Below are 16145 nucleotides of genomic sequence, written 5' to 3'. Positions count from 1 at the left end.
GTCCACCGCTTGCCCAGCGGCCTGGTGACACGCGAACACCGGACCGCGCCGTGAGGTGAGACCCCGGTTCCGGAGCGGGCGAAGCGCCCCGGAACCGGGTGCTCGCGGACGCGACCCGCGAGCACGCTCAGGCTACGACGCGGCCCGCGCGCCGAACCGCCACCAGGGAGTTGTGCATGGAGACCCTCACCCGACCCAAGCTCCGCGAGGGCCTGGAAGTCATCCGCGGGATGGATGACCACCCGCTGCTCTACGACGCGTCCTCCGGCATCTACCACCGGCTCAGCCGCTCGGCCGCCGGCCTCGTCCAGCGCCTCGACGGCTCGCGCTCGCTGGAGGACATCGCCACCATGATGGCGGCCCACGGCACCAAGACCCCCGAGGCGGCCCGCACCGAACTGGACCGCTTCGTCCGGAACCTCTACGACAGCGGCCTGCTGGACGGCGCCCCCACCCCGCAGCGGGCCCGCGACACCGGGCGGCGCGGCAAGCGCAACCAGATGATGCCGCGCTTCGTGGTCAGCCGCACGCTGCTGCCCCGGCTGCTGGAGCCGCTCGCGGTACCGCTGCGCCGCGTACCCGGGCGCGTGACGGCGGGCGTGCACCTGGCCGGCGGGGTGCTGGGCACCGTACTCGCCTGCTGGGCGCTGTTCGCCGGACCGTCCCCCGACCCGCGCCCGGCGCACTGGACGACGCTCCTCGCGCTGGTGCTCTTCCTCTGCCAGATCGTGCTCCACGAGTGCGCGCACGCGATGGTCGCGCAGATCCTGAAAGTGCCCGTCCGAGGCTTCGGCTTCGCGCTGCTCTTCTACTTCATGCCGCTCGCCTACGTGGACCGCACCGACGCCTACCGGCTGCGCTCCCGCGCCAGCAGAGCCGTGCTCGCCCTGGCCGGCCCCGTCAACGACGGCTGGGCCGCCGGGCTCACCGCGCTGGTGGCCGTCACGGCCGACGGCACGGCGGCGTCCGTGGCGGCCACCATGCTGGTGTTCCAGATCTTCAGCCTCATCACCAACCTCAACCCCCTGCTGCCCAGCGACGGCTACGCCGCACTGGAGGCCGGCATGGGCACCGTCGACGCCCGCGGCCGCGCCTTCGGACTGCTCAAACACACCCTGCTGCGCCGCCCGCTGCCCTCCCACCTGGCCGCCATGACGCCCGCGGCCCGCCGGCTGCACCTGGCCTACGGCGCGCTGTGCACGCTGTACGTACTGGTGCTGGCGTACGTCGCGGTGCTGGGCACGGTGTTCTCCTACGGCAGCGTCCAGGGGATGTGGGGCCGGTGACCGCGCCCGGGACCCGGCCGGAGCTGGGCCGCCCCGAACTCACCCGCGTCGCCGGACTGCCCGCCGCGTACTGCCCGCTGCCGTCCGAGCGCACCGCCGAACTCCTGGACCGGCACGCCGGACTGAGCGGCGCGCTGGAGGAACTGCGGCCCCGGGTCGAAGACGTCCTCTACACCCTCGTCCCCCTCCTCGACGGCGCCCGCGACCTGCGGCGCGCCGTACTGGCCGCACGCCGCGCCGCGCACCGCTGCGCCCCGCCGGGCTGGGACGAGCCGACGGCGGCACGGATCGCCGGGTACGCGGACGAGGAGGCGTGCGATGCGCTGGGCCGCTGGCAGGAGTTGACCGCCGCCGCGCAGGCAGTGGCCGAGGAGCTGGACAAGGAGGTCGCCCGCGACCGCGCCGCGGCCGAGGACACCCTGGCAGCCGCCCTGGAGGACCCGGCGTTCGCGCACTCCCTGGCGCTGGCCACCCCCGACTGGGTGCGCTACGGCAGAGCGCGCGGCAGCCGCAAGCGGCAGCGCGCGCTGCGGACCCTGTACTCGTACACCGTCCGCGCCGCCGCCAAGACCAGCCCCTTCGCCCGGCTGACGACGGTCGGCGTCCCCGGCGGCGCCCACGACGGCCGCGCCGTGCAGCAGGTGTCCGCGACGGTCGCCTTCACCGCCCTGTACGCGCTGGCCCGCTCGCCCCGCACCGCGCACCTGCTGCGCTACCGCCCGGCCCCCGTCCGCCCGGCCGCACCCGCGGCGGAGGCGTCCGACGATCCCGCGCTGCTGATGCTCCACCCCGAGTACGTCGCCACCGGCGGGGTCACCTGGCGGCTGGACCAGGTGGTCGAGGCGGGCCCGGCGGCGGACTGGGCCCGGGCGCTGGCGGCCGCCTGCACACCGGCCGCGGACATGTGGGCCGGTGGCGGAGGTGCTTCGGGCCGTGGCGCAGGCACATCGGCCGAGGGTGACCGCACGCCGGTTCCCGGTGACGGCACCCCGGGGCACGCCGAGCGCACGCTGGCGCACGGCGACGCGCTGCGCACCCTCGGTGGGCCGGACCCCTTCCGGCGCTTCCTGCGGATGCTCGACAGCGGCGTCCTGGCGCCGGTCCCCCCGTGGCGGCGCGGCGAGGACGCGCTGGATGCCCTGCTGGCGCTCACCCGGCACCTGCCCGACGCGGAGCCGCCCGGCGCGGCCGAGGCGCTCGTCGCCGGGGACACGGCGGACGGGACCGACGCGGCGGACGGGTTCGCGGCCGTGGGCCGGTTGCGGGCCCTGGCCGCCGAACGGGAGCGGCTGGCCGAGCCCGTCCGGCCGGGTGCCGAGGCCCCCCGGCGGCGCGCCGGAGCCGTGGCGCGCGTGCGCGAGCTGGGCCGGGAGTGGGCCCGCACGGCGGGCTGGGACCGGTTCGAGCCCGCGGAGGTCTGGTACGAGGACGCGGCCACCGGACTGCGGCTGCCGCCGGTCGTGGCGGACGAGCGCACGGCGGAGGACCTGCGGCGGTTGGGCGCCGCGATCCGCCCCCGGCTGTTCCGCTCGCACCTCTACGACACACTGGTGCGCCGCTTCGTCGCCGCCTACGGCAGCGGCGGGAGCTGCGACGACGTCCTCGGCTTCGCCATGCGCTGCGGCGCCGAGAGCGACCGCGACCCGGAACTGGAGCAGGCCGTGCAGCTCGACCTCGCCGCGCGCGAGGACCCGGGGGAACGGGCCTGGCTCCCCGTCGGCCCGAGCAGTGCGCCGCCCACCGCTGCCGTGCTCTTCCAGCAGCTCCGCGGCGGCCCCGGCGCCGCCGCGGACGGCGGCCCGCGACTGGTCGTCAACCAGTTCAACCCCGGCACCGGCGGTCTGCTCACCCGCTTCAAGGAACTGCTCGGCGGCGACTTCGCCGAGGCGCTCCGCGGCCATGTGCGCCGCTGCTGGCCGCATGCCGCGCACCACCGCGAACTGGTGCTGTGGACCGAGTGCAGCACCGCGCAGGCCCAGTCGTGCGGTCTGCTGCCCCCGCTCACCCTGCCCGGGGAACTCGGCGCCGCCGACGCGCTTCCGCTGGACGCCACCCGCCTGGTGCACGACCCCCGGCAGGACACTCTCACCCTGCTGGCACCGGACGGGCTGCCGCTGGCGGCCGCCTACACCGGTCTGGTGCCCACCCATCTGTTCCCCAAGTTCGCCCGGTTCCTGGCCGTGCTGTCCGACCCGTGGATCAACGGATCGCCGCTGTCCGACCACCGGATGCCCTTCCAACTGCCCCGCGACCCTGAGCAGGTGCGCGCGCAGGGCAGGGAGACGCTGGACGGTGCGGGCGCGGTGGTGACGCGGCGGGCCTCCTGGACCGTCCCGGTGGACCGGCTCCCGCTGCCGTCCCCGGACGCGGGATGCGGTGCGGAGGGCGTCGCCGCGATGGACGCCTTCCGCCGCGCGCACGGGATGCCCCGCGAGATGTTCGCCTACCTGCTGCCCGCGAACGGCGGCGGGTTCGGCCCCGACCACGACCGCAAGCCGCTGTGGATCCGGCTGGACTCGGCCGTCTCGCTGGAGGTCCTGGCCCACTGGATCACCCCGGGCACCGGCCATCTGCGGCTGGTCGAGGCGCTGCCCGCACACGACGGGCATCCGCTGCGCGACGCGGACGGCGACCGGCGCGCAGCCGAGCACGCGGCGCTGCTGCACTGGGCCGACACCGGTGAGGAGGAGGGATGACCAGCACCGCTGCCCGCCCCCGCGAGGCGGCCCGCGAGGGTGCCGGAGCCGCGCACGATGCCGGTGGGCCCTGGGACTGGTGGTATCTGCGGGCCTACCCCGGTGGGCCCGCACGGATGGATGCCGGCGTCCGTGCGGTGCTGCCCTGGCTGGCGGCCCGCGCCGCCGAACTGCAGGCACCCGACTGGCACTTCCTGCGCTACTGGGACGCGACCGGCCACCACCTGCGGCTGCGTATCCGCTGCACGCCCGAGCAGGCCGACACGCTGCACAGCCGCACCCCCGAGATGCGGGCGCTGCTGACAGCGCTGCCCGAGGTGCGGCCCGCGGACGGCGGCGGACTGCTGCCCGCCGAACCCACCATGGCCCCCCGGCACCAGCCCGTCGGGGTGAGTCCCGCCCCCTATGCGCCCGAACGCGCCAAGTACGGCGGAACGGCGGGTATCGCGGCGGCCGAGGAGGTCTTCACCGACTGCTGCGCGCTGCTCGCCGAGACGGACCTGGTGGCGCTGCCCGCCGCCTTCGAGCGGGCCGCTGCCGCCGTCGACCTCACCGGCATGCTGGTGGCCGGCTGTCTGGCGCCGGGGGAACGGGACGCGTTCTGGACCGCGCACCGGCGCCGGTGGCTGGCCCGGCTGCGGCTGGTGCTCCCGGCCGACGAGACCCGGGAGCGGCTGCGCGCCCTGGCCTCGCGGGTGGGGGACGCGCCCCGGCCCGGCGAGGCCGTCCGCAGCCGCTGCGCGGCTCACGCGGAGCTGGTGTCCGCCGCGCTGGACCGCTGTGCGGCGGCCCGCGTCCCCGTACCCCGTGCCGAACTGCTGCTGCACCACGTCCATATGACCTACAACCGGCTGGGCTTCCCGCCCGCCGAGGAGGCGGCACTGGTGCTGGCCGCCCGCGTGCTGACGGCCGGGCGCTGACAGCGGCGCCGATGCTGACAGCGGTGCCGGTGCTCACAGCAGCGCCGGTGCGCACAGGGGGCGCCGGCGCCGGGAGCGCGCGCCGGGGCGAGCGCGCTGCGGCGCCCGCCCCGGATCTGATCCGACCCGCCGTCAGATGCGACGCTGTCCGCCCCCTTGCGGGCCTGCGGCGCCTCCGCTCCGGGTCCGGCGGCCCGCGGTCAGGCGGCGCGCGGTGCGGGAGCGGGCTGCGCGGGGGCGGGGCGGGTGAGTTCGGCACGGCCGAAGAGCAGCGCGTACCCGGCGGGGAGCTGGTCCAGGATCCGGGCGACCAGGTCCTCACCGGCGAGCTTGGCCACCAGTTCGAGCACCGTGCCGGTGTCCCAGCGCGCTGTGGCAGGGGTGCCGCCGGTGCGGGAGGCGAGGTCGGCGACGAACTCCCAGCCGGTGAACTGCTCCGGCTCGCGGGCCGAGGAGGTCAGGAAGCGCGCGGCCTCCTCCGGGAGCACGGCGGCGAGCGCGGTGCGCTCCTCCTCGGGCAGGCGCCGTCCGAGGGAGGTGAGGACGGCGTGGATCACGGCGTCGGCGCGTTCGCGGGTGGGGTAGGCGCCGTCGTAGCGCACCCGCTCCACCAGTCGGTGGTACGTCAGGGCCTCCGCGGCGGCAGCGGCCTGGGGCTTGATCTGCGTCAGTGACACGTCTCGGTCTCCGATTGTGGTTGAGGCAGCGCGCATCCCCCGGCCCGGTCCCGGTCCCGTTTCCGGGAGCGGCTCGACGGACCTCTCGTGCGCCGGACGGGCGGACCGGCCCGCGGACCGGGAACGGGCGCTTCCCGGTCCGCGGCCGGCTGCCGCGCTCGGCGCCGCGCTGCTGCGAGGACTCAGTGGACTCGGTTGCTGATCGGCGTGCGTCCGGCTCCGTCGCCGGCGGTGCTGTGAACGGCCCCGGCACGTGCGAGCGGCCGGAGGCCCGGTGCGTCCGCTGCCTGCGCGGCGCGGTCGCGTCGGGTGGCGGTCGGCCCGAAGCGGAGGAAGAACGCGTCCGGTGGCCGCCCGCTGCGCTGCGCGCACAGGGTGGCGGCCGCGGGGCGGGGCTCCGCAGGGCTGACGGGTGTGCTGCGTCCGGCTTCGACGGCGGACGCGTCCGGGGCGTTCCCAGGAGAGTGGAGCGCGGGAAGGTGGCCGACGCCGTTCCGGCGGGCGTCCGACGGGCTCGCGGACGGCCGGGGCCGGGTGCCGCCCGCACCCGGGGACTGCTGCGTGCGGCGGTCGGGCTCGCGGAAGGGATCGGTGCGCATCACTGTTACGAACACCTCCGATGAGCCTGGGCAGTTGCTCCGTGTCTTCTCCGCGTTCCGCCTATGTGCTGCACCTCGTCTTCCTTGTATCATGTCGTCAGAATGATGACAAGCGCGGTTGTCGTCCTGTGGACGACGGGGGATTGCGTCGTCCTGGGGACGACGGAGGACTGCGTCGTCCTGGGGACGACTGGGGATTGCGTCGTCCTGGGGACGACGGGGGATTGCGTCGTCCTGGGGACGACGGGGGACCGCGTCGTCCTGTGGACGACGGACGGCCGCGTCGCCTTTCGGGCGAGGTGCGGGCACGTCGCCCGCTCGACGACGTGCGGCGGCGCCGCCGCACGGCCGACACGTGAGGGTCGCCCTGTGGGCGATGTGCGAGGGGGAGGATCCCCGTGCCCACACCTGAAGAGCAGCCGGTGCCGACTGCCGAGAGCGGTCCCGCCCCCGCCCCCGTCTCCTTCCTCGCCGCCGCGGCAGCGCTGACCCGGATCCAGGACGCGGTGCGCACCGCGCAGACGGCCGCCTCCGGCCACCGGGCGCCGCCCGATCCGGGCACCGGCTTCCCGCAGGCCGACTGCGAGCAGGCGCTGGCCGCGCTGCTCACGCTCCGGCGGGTGCGCGACCAGCTCGCCGGATGGGAGACCGCGCTGATCGAGACCGCCCGTACGGCAGGGGCGAGTTGGGCGGCGCTGGCCGCGCCGCTCGGCGTCGCCAGCAGGCAGGCGGCCGAGCGCCGCTATCTGCGGGGCCGTCCCGGAGTCCCGGGCGCCACCGGCGAGCAGCGGGTGCGTGCCACCCGCGAACGCCGCGCGGCCGACCGCACGGTGGCCTCCTGGGCCCGGGACCGTGCCTTCGACCTGCGCCAGCTCGCCGGCCGGATCACCGCGCTGCCCGACCTCCCCGCCGCGTCCCGTGCCCTGCTCGCCGGGGCGCTCGCCGACAGTGACGCGGCGCGGCTGGTCGGCCCGCTGCTGGACACCCGGCCGCACCTGGCCGGACGGCACCCCGAACTCGCGGAGAGCGTCGAGACGCTCGCCCGCAACGCCGGGCGGCTCCGCCGGGACGCCGACGCGCGGCGGGCGGACGACCCCGCGGACGACCCCGCGGACGACCCCGCGGCCGGGCCCGGGGGCGGCGGGGCCGACGCGCAGGCGCCCGGCCGGGGTGGTGCGCGCCCGGACCGGTTCCTGGAGGAGGCGTCCGACCACCCGGCCTGACGACACGTCGGCCGGTCGGCCGGTCGGCCCCTCGGCCCCTCGGCCCGGCGGCCACTCCGGACGCCCGGACGGTCCGGGGCGCAGAGATCCCTTCCGGCACCACAGTCCACTGCTTCACCACCTGCAAGCCAGTTTCACCGTATTGGCCCTGTCGGGTCAGTCCAATCGGCGCCACAATCCTCTGTGCAGCGACTGTTGGACGTGCTGCGACGGCGAAGAGAACGGACGGGACGACACGCAGGAGGGGTGAGTGATGAGTGGCGGATACGGCGCCGCCGGGCGGAGGGGAGCGACGGCCGGGACGAGCGGCGGCGGCGCGGTGGGACCGGGCCGGCTGGTCGTCGGTGTGAGCGGCTCGCTCGCGAGTCTGGCCGCGCTGCGCGCCGCCGCGCGGGAGGCGGCCGGAACCGGCCGCCCGCTGCTGGCGGTGCTGGCCTGGGAGCCTCCGGAGGGTGAGGCCGGGTACATGCTGCGGCCGGCCCGGATCTGGGCCGAGAACTGGCGCCGGGAGGCCCGTGCCCGACTGGACCGCGCCTTCGACGAGGCGTTCGGCGGCGACCCTCCGGGGGTGGCCGATGTCGAGCGGCGGCTGGTGCGCGACCGGTCCTGGCGTGCTCTGTGCGCGACGGCCGACCGTCCCGACGACCGCCTGGTCATCGGGGTGCGCGGCGCCCGCTGGGGGCTGTTCGGCCGCGGGGGTACGGCCCGCCGCGTCCTCACCCGCGCACGCTGCCCCGTGCTCACGGTTCCGGCGCCGCGCTTTCCGGTCCTCCTCCGCACCCGGCTGCGGCACGCCAGAGCAGTCCACTTCCTGCCCGGGGGATCCGGTCGGGCGGCGGTCTGACGCCGCGCTCGCGAGTCCCGGGGGCGGTGGGTCCGCGCGCCCGGATGGTCTCCCGCTGCCCGGACGGTGGCCGGCCCGTGCGGACGGTCAGGCGAACTGGGGAGTTCTGGCCCTGGCCACCTGTGCGACGAGGGCGGCGCAGAAGGCCGGCAGGTCGTCGGGGCCGCGGGTGGTGACGAGGTTCCCGTCGATCACGACCTCCTCCTCGACCACCTCGGCACCCGCATTGCGCAGATCCGTGCGGATACTGGGCCAGGAGGTCAGCCGCCGGCCGCGCACCACCTCCGCCTCCACCAGCGTCAGCGGGCCGTGGCAGATGGCCGCGACGGGCTTGCCGGCGCGCATGAACTCCCGGGCGAAGCCGACCGCGTCGGGATCGGTGCGGAGCTGGTCGGGGTTCATCGCGCCGCCGGGCAGCAGCAGCGCGTCGTAGTCGTCGGCGGACGCGTCGGCAACCGTCCGGTCCACCGTGAAGGTGCCCGCCGGGTCGATGTCCATCTGGCGGGCGTTGATCTCCCCGGTGTGCAGCGCGATCACCTCGGTCCGCGCCCCGGCCCCGTGCAGTGCGCCGCGCGGCTGCTCCAGTTCGATCCGCTCCACGCCGTCGGTGGCGAGCAGGGCCACCCGTGTGCCGTGCAGTTCGGCAGTCATGATGCGGCTCCCTTCGAAGTCCCGGGCACTCCCGCTGCCGGTGTGCGGCGAACCGGCCGCGTCGGCCCCGACACGCCTTCCGTTGCAAGCCTCTCACGCTCACAAAAGCTCTCAAAACGGTCAGATGTCTGTGGTCGCCCGGCGCCCGCCGTACCGGGCGCCGAGCCAGGTGTCCGACGCCGGACCTCAGTGTCCCGCCGGGGTGCCGACCAGGGCCCGGACCGCGGCCCCCAGATGCGCCGCCGTGCGGGGCGGCGCCCCGGACCGGCCGAGGCGCCCGGACCGGACGAGTACCCCGGTGGCACCGGCCCGATGCGCGGCACCCAGATCGGCGGTACGCCCTCCGACCACCGCGGTCTCCGACGGGCGCACGCCCAGCACCCGGCACGCGGCGAACACCAGACCGGGTTCCGGTTTCCGGCACGCGCAGTCGTCCTGCGGCCGGTGCGGGCACACGGCGGTCACCGCGACCGGCCCCAGCAGCGCCTCCATCCGCGCGTGCAGTGCGTCGAGCTGCTCCAGCCGCAGGGCCCCGCAGCCGATGCCCGGCTGATTGCTCACCACCCCCGCGTGCACCCCCGCGGTGCGCAGTGCCTCCAGTGCCTCGCGCGCCGAGGGCAGCGGGCGGATCCGGCCGGGATCGGTGTTGTGCGGCACCTCCTCGACGAGGGTGCCGTCCCGGCCGAAGAGCACGGCCCGGGGCTGCCCGCACCCCGGAACGGCCCGGCAGCGGGCCGAACCCGTGTGGGGGAGCCGCACCAGCGGCCCCTCGGGTCCGTCCTGGTACCAGGACGCGGTCACCGTGCGCAGGACGACCGCCGCCGGACGGGCGCCGCCGCCCCCCGCGGGTGCCGCCCTCCGCGCGGATGCCGGGCCGCTCATGCGGGGCCGCACCGGCCCGGGGTCCCGCACGCGCGCGGTGCCGGGCGCCTCCGCGGGCTCGGGCGGCCCGGCGCGTCCGGGAGGGCGGGATGCCGCAAGCGGGGTGCCGCCGCAGGGGGCGCGTTCATGGACACTCCTACGGTCACGGATGCTGCGCTGTCGCGCGGGCATCGCGGGCGGTGGAATGCGGAGAAGGAGTCAGGGGCGATCAGGCTGATGGAAGGAAGAAGGGAAGAAGGGAAGAAAGGAAGAGGGGGAGAAGGGAGAACGAGGGGCGCCGCTGTCCTCAGCCTGCGGGTGCCCGCCGGGTGCCGCAACCGCCGACGGCCCCGCCACCCCGTCACCGTCTCTTCAGGCGGAGCCCCGGGCGACCCGGAAGCCCACGTCGTCCACCCGGAAGGTCGGATGGCTGCGGCGCCGCACCGAGGCCCGACAGCTCCAGTGCTCGTCGAACCAGCCGCCGCCCCGCAGCACCCGGTAGTCGCCGTACACCTCGGGGTCGTACAGGTCCCAGCACCAGTCCCAGACGTTGCCGAGCATGTCGTACAGGCCCCACGCGTTGGGAAGCCTGCCTCCCACCTCGTGGAGGCGCTCCTGCGAGGTGCCGCGGTACCAGGCGATCTCGTCCAGCGGCCCGTAGCGCGGTCCGGATGTCCCGGCACGGCAGGCGTGCTCCCATTCGGCCTCGGTCGGCAGCCGGTACCCGTCGGCGTCGCGGTCCCACACGACGCCTGAGCCGCCGTCGCCCGCGCAGTCCCCGGCGGTGCCGTCCGGGGCGCCCCGCAGCCGGTAGGCGGGCGTGCGGCCCTCGTGCCGCGAGAGGGCGTTGCAGAACCGTACGGCGTCCCACCAGGAGACGCCCTCGACGGGCAACCGGTCCCCGCGGGCCGTGCTGGGCTGTTCGCCGGTGATCCGTGCGTACAGCTCCTGGGTGACCGGGTGCGCGGCCAGTCGGTACGGCGCGAGGTCGACCGACCAGCTCCGCCGCGTCCGCCGGTCGGACACGGCGATTCTCCCCGGAGGTATCGCGACCAGCTCCACCTGCGCCTCCGCCTCCATGATCAGGTGAGCCTACCGGTCGGCCGGGTCTGGCGCCGCCTGGATGGAACGTCTAAATTTAGAAGGACTGTCCAGCAGTGGACGTCCCGTCCCCTCTCGGAACCTCCGGCAAGGGAGTGACCTCTCGTGTCCACCTCCTCCCAGGACGCCCCCCAGCCAGCCCCGGCAGACCCGGCGCGTCGGCTGTGCGATCCGCGCTCCGGCCGCCACTATCCGCTGGACCCGCTGCGCTGGCGGGGCGACGACGGCACGCCGCTGCTGGTCTCACCGGCGCACGCGCCGGAACCGGCCGACATCGTGACCGCCGACCGGTCGCTGTGGCGCTACCGTGCCGCGCTGCCCCCGCTGCCTCCCGTCAGCCTCGGCGAAGGGTGCACTCCGCTGCTGGCCCGCACCTGGAGCGGGGTCGAGGTCGGCTTCAAGCTGGAGTGGTTCAACCCGAGCGGCAGCTTCAAGGACCGCGGCAGCAGCGTGATGATCTCGGCGCTGGCCGCCCAGGGAGTCGACGAGGTTCTGGAGGACAGCTCCGGCAACGGCGGCTCGTCCGTCGCCGCGTACTGCGCCGCCGCCGGTGTCGGCGCCACCGTCCTCGTCCCCGCGCACACCTCGCCCGCCAAGACGCTGCAGACCACCGCCTACGGGGCACGGGTGACCCCGGTGGACGGCGACCGGGACGCGACGGCCGCGGCGGCACTGCGCCGTGCCGAGCGGACCGTCTACGCGAGCCACAACTGGCATCCGTACTTCCTGGAGGGCACCAAGACGCTGGCCTACGAGATCTGGGAGGACCTCGGCTTCCGCGCCCCGGACGCGGTGGTCACCGTCGCCGGCGCGGGCAGCATCGTGCTGGGCTGCGATCTGGGCTTCACCGAACTCCTCGCCGCCGGCCGGATCGCCGCCCTGCCCCGGCTGCTGGTGGCCCAGCCCGCCAACTGCGCACCGGTGCACGCAGCGTTCCACGCCGGGTCCGGCTCGGGGTCCGGCTCCGGGTCCGGCTTCGGCTCCCGGTCCGCTTCCGGGGCCCCCGCCGAGCAGGGTGCCCCCGCCGCTCGCGCGTCCGGGCCGTGGCGGCCGACGCTGGCCGAAGGGACGGCCATCAAGGAGCCCGTACGGCTCCCCGAGGTGCTGGCCGCCATCCGCCGCTCGGGCGGGACCACGGTCGCCGTCCCGGAGGAGGACATCGCCTCGGCGCTGCGCCGCCTCGCGGCCACCGGGCTCTACGCGGAGCCCACCAGCGCCACCGCCGCGGCCGCCGTCGACCACTTCGCGGCGCGCGGCGAACTGCCGCCGGGCGGCACCACGGTCGTCGTCCTGACCGGTTCGGCCCTCAAGGCGCCGACGGCGACGGCGCAGATCATCGAGGGGACACCGTGAGCGCCGCAGAGGACGAACTGCTGCTGCGCGAGGCGGAGAAGATCGTCACCGCCGTCGGGCGGATGTTCCCGGGCCTGTGCGAAGCCGTGCTGCACGACCTGCGCGACCCCGAGCACGCGGTGCGCGCCGTGGAGAACAACCTGTCCGGCCGGCGGATCGGCGACCCGGCCACCGAACTGGGCCTGGCCCGCATCGCGGACCCCGACCACCCCGAGGTCCTGCAGAACTACCCCAACCGGTTCCCCGACGGCCGCCCCGCCAAGAGCACCTCGGTCGGCATCCGGAACAGCGAGGGTGTCTACGTGGCCGCCGTCTGCCTCAACCTGGACGTCTCGCTGCTCTCCACCCTCACCCGGGGCCTGGAGCAGTTGCTGCGCACGGAGGAGCACCAGCCGCCTGTCGCCGAGACGCTGCGTGCGCGCACCCTGGACGAACTGCGCGGTGCCGCGGAGTCCTTCGCCGCCGCCCGCGGCACCACCCCGCGTGCCCTGGCCACGTCCGACCGCGTCGCCCTCGTGAAGGCCGTGCAGGAGCAGGGCTACCTCGAACTCAAGGGCGCGGTGGCGGCCCTGACGGGCCTCCTCGGGGTCTCCAGGGCCACGGTCTACAACGACCTGCGCCGCTGACGCCGCGCCGCACGCAGCGACCGCACCGCACCGGTCGTCGTCCTCGGATCGGATGAGGCGACCCGCTCCACCCCGCACTGCCCGCCGAACACACCGGCGGCTCCGGCGGCTCCGGCGGCCCCGTCGGTGGCGTCCTCGCCACCCGCGTGCGGGGGCGGTGCCCGGCCGCCAGGTGCGGGGCGCTGCCCGGCGGCGCGGCCGGCCGTGCGCAGTTCTCGCCCTCCGCCTCTTTGCGTATGCGTGCGGCTCGCCCCGATCCCGTGCGCTCTCGGCCGCGTCCGCAGTGCTCCGACCTCTTCGGCCCCGCGCCTCCGGCTGCCGGTGACCAGAGTTCCCGCCACCGCATCCGGGGGGGTCAACACCGCTCCCTCACAGGGCAGTTACTCACATGATCACGAATCTGCAACAGAAGAGTCCAGGGGATGCGGTGCTTGATCGGGAGTGCCACCATCAACGCTCAACGCGGCCGGGGCGATCATTGGCGAACGCACATCTTCTCGCAGCAGCCCGGCCCGGCGCGCTTCAGTGCACTCCCTCCCCGTCTGTTGGGACAACTCCATGCTGGACAAGCTGCAACGCAGGCTGGGTCTGCGGACCGACGCGGTCATCTTCTTCACCTCGGCTGCCCTGACGGTCCTGTTCGTCGCCACCACCATCACGCTGACCGACCAGGTCGACAGCGTCTTCACCGCGGCCTCGGACTGGATCCTCACGAACCTGGGATGGTTCTACATCCTCGGCGTCACCACGTTCGTGCTCTTCCTGATCTGGATCGCGCTCAGCCGCTACGGGCACGTGCGACTGGGCGGGCAGCACACGCGCCCCGAGTACAGCAACGGCGCCTGGTTCGCGATGCTCTTCGCGGCAGGAATCGGCACCATCCTGATGTTCTGGGGGGTCGCCGAACCGATCAGCCACTACGCCGACCCGCCCGAACAGGGCGTCAAGCCGGAGACGGACCGGGCGGCCGAACGGGCCATGGCGTTCGCCCTCTACCACTTCGGCCTGCACACCTGGGCCATCTTCTGCCTCCCGGCGCTGGCCTTCGCCTACTTCGTCTACCAGCGCGGCCTGCCCTTCCGGGTGAGCTCGATCCTGCACCCGCTGCTCGGCGACCGGATCAGCGGCCCGATCGGCAAGACCGTCGACGTCACGGCCGTCGTGGGCACCCTCTTCGGGGTCTCGGTCTCCATCGGCCTGGGCACCCTGCAGATCAACAGCGGTCTGAACGAACTCTTCGGCGTCCCGGAGAACAAGCTGGTCCAGGTCCTGCTGATCGCGGGCGTGACGGCGATCGCGACGGCCTCCGTGGTCAGCGGCCTGGACAAGGGCATCAAGATGCTGTCCAACGTCAACATCCTGATGGCCGTCGGCCTGCTGGTCTTCGTCCTGGTCGCGGGGCCGACGCTCTTCATGGCCAAGGGCGTCGTCGAGTCGACCGGCACCTACCTCAGCTCGGTGGTGCCGCTGTCGTTCTGGAACGACACCTTCGCCGACACCGGCTGGCAGGGGAGCTGGACGGTCTTCTACTGGGCCTGGACCATCACCTGGTCGCCGTTCGTCGGCATCTTCGTCGCCCGCATCTCCAAGGGGCGCACGATCCGGGAGTTCGTCCTGGGCGTGCTGGGGCTGCCCACCGCCTTCACGGTGATCTGGTTCAGCATCTTCGGCATGGGCGCGTTCGACATCGAGAGGAACGGCCCGGGCGGGCTGGTCAAGGCGGTCGTGGACGACGGGGACGTGCCCGGCGCGCTCTTCACGTTCCTGGAAAACTACCCGGCGGCCACCCTCGTCTCGGCGCTGTCGGTGCTGATCGTGGTCATCTTCTTCACCACCTCCGCCGACTCGGCCTCCATGGTGGTCGACATGCTGTGCGAGCGGGCCGACGAGAAGAAGCGCACCCCCACCCGGCAGCGCGTCTTCTGGGCCGTCATGCAGGGCGTGGTCGGCGGCACCCTGCTGGCGGCCACCGGCAAGAGCGGGCTGGACGCCCTCCAGCAGGTCATCACCGTCATCGGGCTGCCGTTCTTCGTGATCGCCTTCCTGGTCATGTTCTGCCTGCTCCGGGCGCTGAAGGCGGACTTCCCCGAACTGGACCGCAGCCCCTACGCCGGGAAGCCGAGGGCCGCGGACCCGGACCCGGAGCCCGCGGGGGCACCGGCGGCCGCCGCGGCCGCGGAGCAGTCCGCGGGACCTGCCAAGGACCCGGTCGGCTGAACTCCCGCGCGGCGCCGCCGCGCAGCGCACCTGAAGGACCGGGGGCGGGGCCGCGGCCGGTGCCGACGGGAGCGCCACCGGCCGACGGCGGCCGGCGGGAGCGGCGCTGCGGTGTCAGCCCACGCCGACCGGATTGACGAAGGTGCCGGGACGGGTGGCGCCGGACTGGTCGAGCAGGGCGCCGCCGTAGGGCCACTTGAGCGTGACGTGGGTGGTCTCGTCGGGCGGGGTCAGCAGGACCTTGCTCACCCGGAAGGGCTTGGGGCCCTTCATGTCGTGCGGGAGCGGCAGCACGTTCATGGAGACCATGGCGGTGTCGTCCCCCGGGTGCAGGGTGAGGGTGCTCGGCTTGTCCGAGGAGCGGCGCAGGTCCCAGGCGTCGCCGGAGTCGCTGATCAGACGGACACCCGGGAAGCCGTACACGGTGCAGGTGCGTCCGCCGCTGTTGGTGAGCCGGATCGAGGCGATCTGCTGGGAGTCCGCCTCCATGTCCGGGGCGCCGCCGTGCGGACCGCCCCAGGAGTAGCGCAGTTCGCCGGTGTGGCAGCGCTTGCTCTCCCGGGTCCGGGCGGAGGCGGGGTTCACCGCGTCGGTCCGCGAGCCCTTGACGGCCGTCTTCTTCACCCCGTCCCCGGCGTCCTGCGAGTCCTTCTGCGAGTCCTTCTGCGAGCCGCCGTCCTGCGTGCCGGAGGAGGAGTCCGCGGCCGAACCCGAGTGCGAAGCGGCCTTGTCCGACGATCCGGACGACGCGTCGCACGCGGTCGCTCCGGCGCCGACCGCGAGGGCGGCCAGCACGGCAGCGGTGCAGCGGACGGCGCGGTTGAGCTTGGCGGTCATGGTTCCTCATTTCCGGCGCCGGGCTTTCCCGGCGCACCCGTGGCGAGTGCGGCGTACGGGAGGTGTGATGGCCGCCGCGCGGCGCGAGTTCACGGGACTGTGTCCGGAACGTGTAACAGCCCCTCGCGGTCCCGCGCTCCTGCTGCCGGAGACTCCGCAGCTCCTGATCCGGTGACCGTCGCCTGGGTCCGCCGTCGTCCGCGCCCTTGATCTTCCCGCGCCCGTGTTCGTCCCGCGCCTGTGCCGCCCACCCG

The 16145-nt window shown here is 74.8% G+C and carries 13 protein-coding genes; 8 read left to right on the top strand and 5 right to left on the bottom strand.

Annotated features, from left to right (window positions below):
• Positions 1-176 precede the first annotated feature (176 nt).
• Genes BMX65_RS18270 through BMX65_RS18260 form a run of 3 tightly spaced genes read left to right on the top strand, consistent with a single transcriptional unit; the run spans position 177 to position 4902 of the window.
• On the top strand, positions 177-1286 hold the full coding sequence (locus tag BMX65_RS18270) for a PqqD family peptide modification chaperone (protein WP_075001398.1): 1110 nt from the start codon (positions 177-179) through the stop codon (positions 1284-1286).
• The gene (locus BMX65_RS18265) at positions 1283-3982 is read left to right on the top strand and encodes a hypothetical protein (protein ID WP_143081864.1); all 2700 of its coding nucleotides are present in this window, start codon (positions 1283-1285) and stop codon (positions 3980-3982) included. Before BMX65_RS18270 ends, BMX65_RS18265 begins: the two co-directional genes overlap by 4 nt.
• Positions 3979-4902, top strand: coding sequence for a lantibiotic dehydratase C-terminal domain-containing protein (locus BMX65_RS18260; RefSeq protein ID WP_075001396.1), 924 nt, complete (start codon positions 3979-3981; stop codon positions 4900-4902). Before BMX65_RS18265 ends, BMX65_RS18260 begins: the two co-directional genes overlap by 4 nt.
• Before the next feature lie 200 nt (positions 4903-5102).
• Here the strand turns inward: BMX65_RS18260 and BMX65_RS18255 are convergent, their stop codons facing one another.
• Positions 5103-5579, bottom strand: coding sequence for a DUF2267 domain-containing protein (locus BMX65_RS18255; RefSeq protein WP_079171958.1), 477 nt, complete (start codon positions 5577-5579; stop codon positions 5103-5105).
• A 997-nt stretch (positions 5580-6576) separates the two neighbouring features.
• Here BMX65_RS18255 and BMX65_RS18245 point away from each other — a divergent pair.
• Complete coding sequence (locus BMX65_RS18245) at positions 6577-7401, top strand: type III effector protein (protein WP_420856792.1); 825 nt, start codon at positions 6577-6579, stop codon at positions 7399-7401.
• Positions 7402-7654: 253 nt separating this feature from the next.
• Positions 7655-8245, top strand: coding sequence for a universal stress protein (locus BMX65_RS18240; protein WP_075001394.1), 591 nt, complete (start codon positions 7655-7657; stop codon positions 8243-8245).
• Positions 8246-8332: 87 nt separating this feature from the next.
• Here the strand turns inward: BMX65_RS18240 and BMX65_RS18235 are convergent, their stop codons facing one another.
• From BMX65_RS18235 to BMX65_RS18225, 3 genes are all read right to left on the bottom strand, one after another.
• Entirely contained in the window at positions 8333-8896 is a 564-nt protein-coding gene (locus BMX65_RS18235) for a type 1 glutamine amidotransferase domain-containing protein (RefSeq protein ID WP_075001393.1), read from the bottom strand.
• A 186-nt stretch (positions 8897-9082) separates the two neighbouring features.
• Complete coding sequence (locus tag BMX65_RS18230) at positions 9083-9778, bottom strand: D-glycero-alpha-D-manno-heptose-1,7-bisphosphate 7-phosphatase (protein ID WP_079171980.1); 696 nt, start codon at positions 9776-9778, stop codon at positions 9083-9085.
• A 351-nt stretch (positions 9779-10129) separates the two neighbouring features.
• A complete protein-coding gene (locus BMX65_RS18225) occupies positions 10130-10837 on the bottom strand; it encodes a formylglycine-generating enzyme family protein (RefSeq protein WP_075001392.1) in 708 nt (235 codons plus the stop codon).
• A 126-nt stretch (positions 10838-10963) separates the two neighbouring features.
• On the opposite strand from BMX65_RS18225, the gene BMX65_RS18220 reads away from it, so the two are divergent.
• From BMX65_RS18220 to BMX65_RS18210, 3 genes are all read left to right on the top strand, one after another.
• Positions 10964-12211 (top strand): threonine synthase, encoded by a 1248-nt coding sequence (locus BMX65_RS18220; RefSeq protein ID WP_420856791.1) that lies wholly within the window; start codon positions 10964-10966, stop codon positions 12209-12211.
• Positions 12208-12837, top strand: coding sequence for a helix-turn-helix transcriptional regulator (locus tag BMX65_RS18215; RefSeq protein WP_075001391.1), 630 nt, complete (start codon positions 12208-12210; stop codon positions 12835-12837). Before BMX65_RS18220 ends, BMX65_RS18215 begins: the two co-directional genes overlap by 4 nt.
• A gap of 558 nt (positions 12838-13395) precedes the next feature.
• Positions 13396-15054: a BCCT family transporter gene (locus BMX65_RS18210; RefSeq protein ID WP_075001390.1), complete on the top strand. Its 1659-nt coding sequence runs from the start codon at positions 13396-13398 to the stop codon at positions 15052-15054.
• A 114-nt stretch (positions 15055-15168) separates the two neighbouring features.
• Here BMX65_RS18210 and BMX65_RS18205 read toward each other — a convergent pair whose 3' ends face one another.
• A complete protein-coding gene (locus tag BMX65_RS18205) occupies positions 15169-15891 on the bottom strand; it encodes a DUF4232 domain-containing protein (RefSeq protein ID WP_075001389.1) in 723 nt (240 codons plus the stop codon).
• Positions 15892-16145 lie beyond the last annotated feature (254 nt).

Source organism: Streptomyces qinglanensis (assembly GCF_900111245.1).
Lineage (GTDB): Bacteria > Actinomycetota > Actinomycetes > Streptomycetales > Streptomycetaceae > Streptomyces > Streptomyces qinglanensis.
The sequence above is the reverse complement of the archived record's forward strand: the minus strand, read 5'-3'. Positions and strand labels throughout refer to the sequence as shown.

Excerpts from the sequence above, each read along its gene's own strand:
- BMX65_RS18270 (WP_075001398.1), top strand. The coding sequence starts at position 177 with ATGGAGACCCTCACCCGACCCAAGCTCCGCGAGGGCCTGGAAGTCATC.
- BMX65_RS18260 (WP_075001396.1), top strand. The coding sequence starts at position 3,979 with ATGACCAGCACCGCTGCCCGCCCCCGCGAGGCGGCCCGCGAGGGTGCC.
- BMX65_RS18240 (WP_075001394.1), top strand. The coding sequence starts at position 7,655 with ATGAGTGGCGGATACGGCGCCGCCGGGCGGAGGGGAGCGACGGCCGGG.
- BMX65_RS18235 (WP_075001393.1), bottom strand. The coding sequence starts at position 8,896 with ATGACTGCCGAACTGCACGGCACACGGGTGGCCCTGCTCGCCACCGAC.
- BMX65_RS18230 (WP_079171980.1), bottom strand. The coding sequence starts at position 9,778 with ATGAGCGGCCCGGCATCCGCGCGGAGGGCGGCACCCGCGGGGGGCGGC.
- BMX65_RS18225 (WP_075001392.1), bottom strand. The coding sequence starts at position 10,837 with ATGGAGGCGGAGGCGCAGGTGGAGCTGGTCGCGATACCTCCGGGGAGA.
- BMX65_RS18210 (WP_075001390.1), top strand. The coding sequence starts at position 13,396 with ATGCTGGACAAGCTGCAACGCAGGCTGGGTCTGCGGACCGACGCGGTC.
- BMX65_RS18205 (WP_075001389.1), bottom strand. The coding sequence starts at position 15,891 with ATGACCGCCAAGCTCAACCGCGCCGTCCGCTGCACCGCTGCCGTGCTG.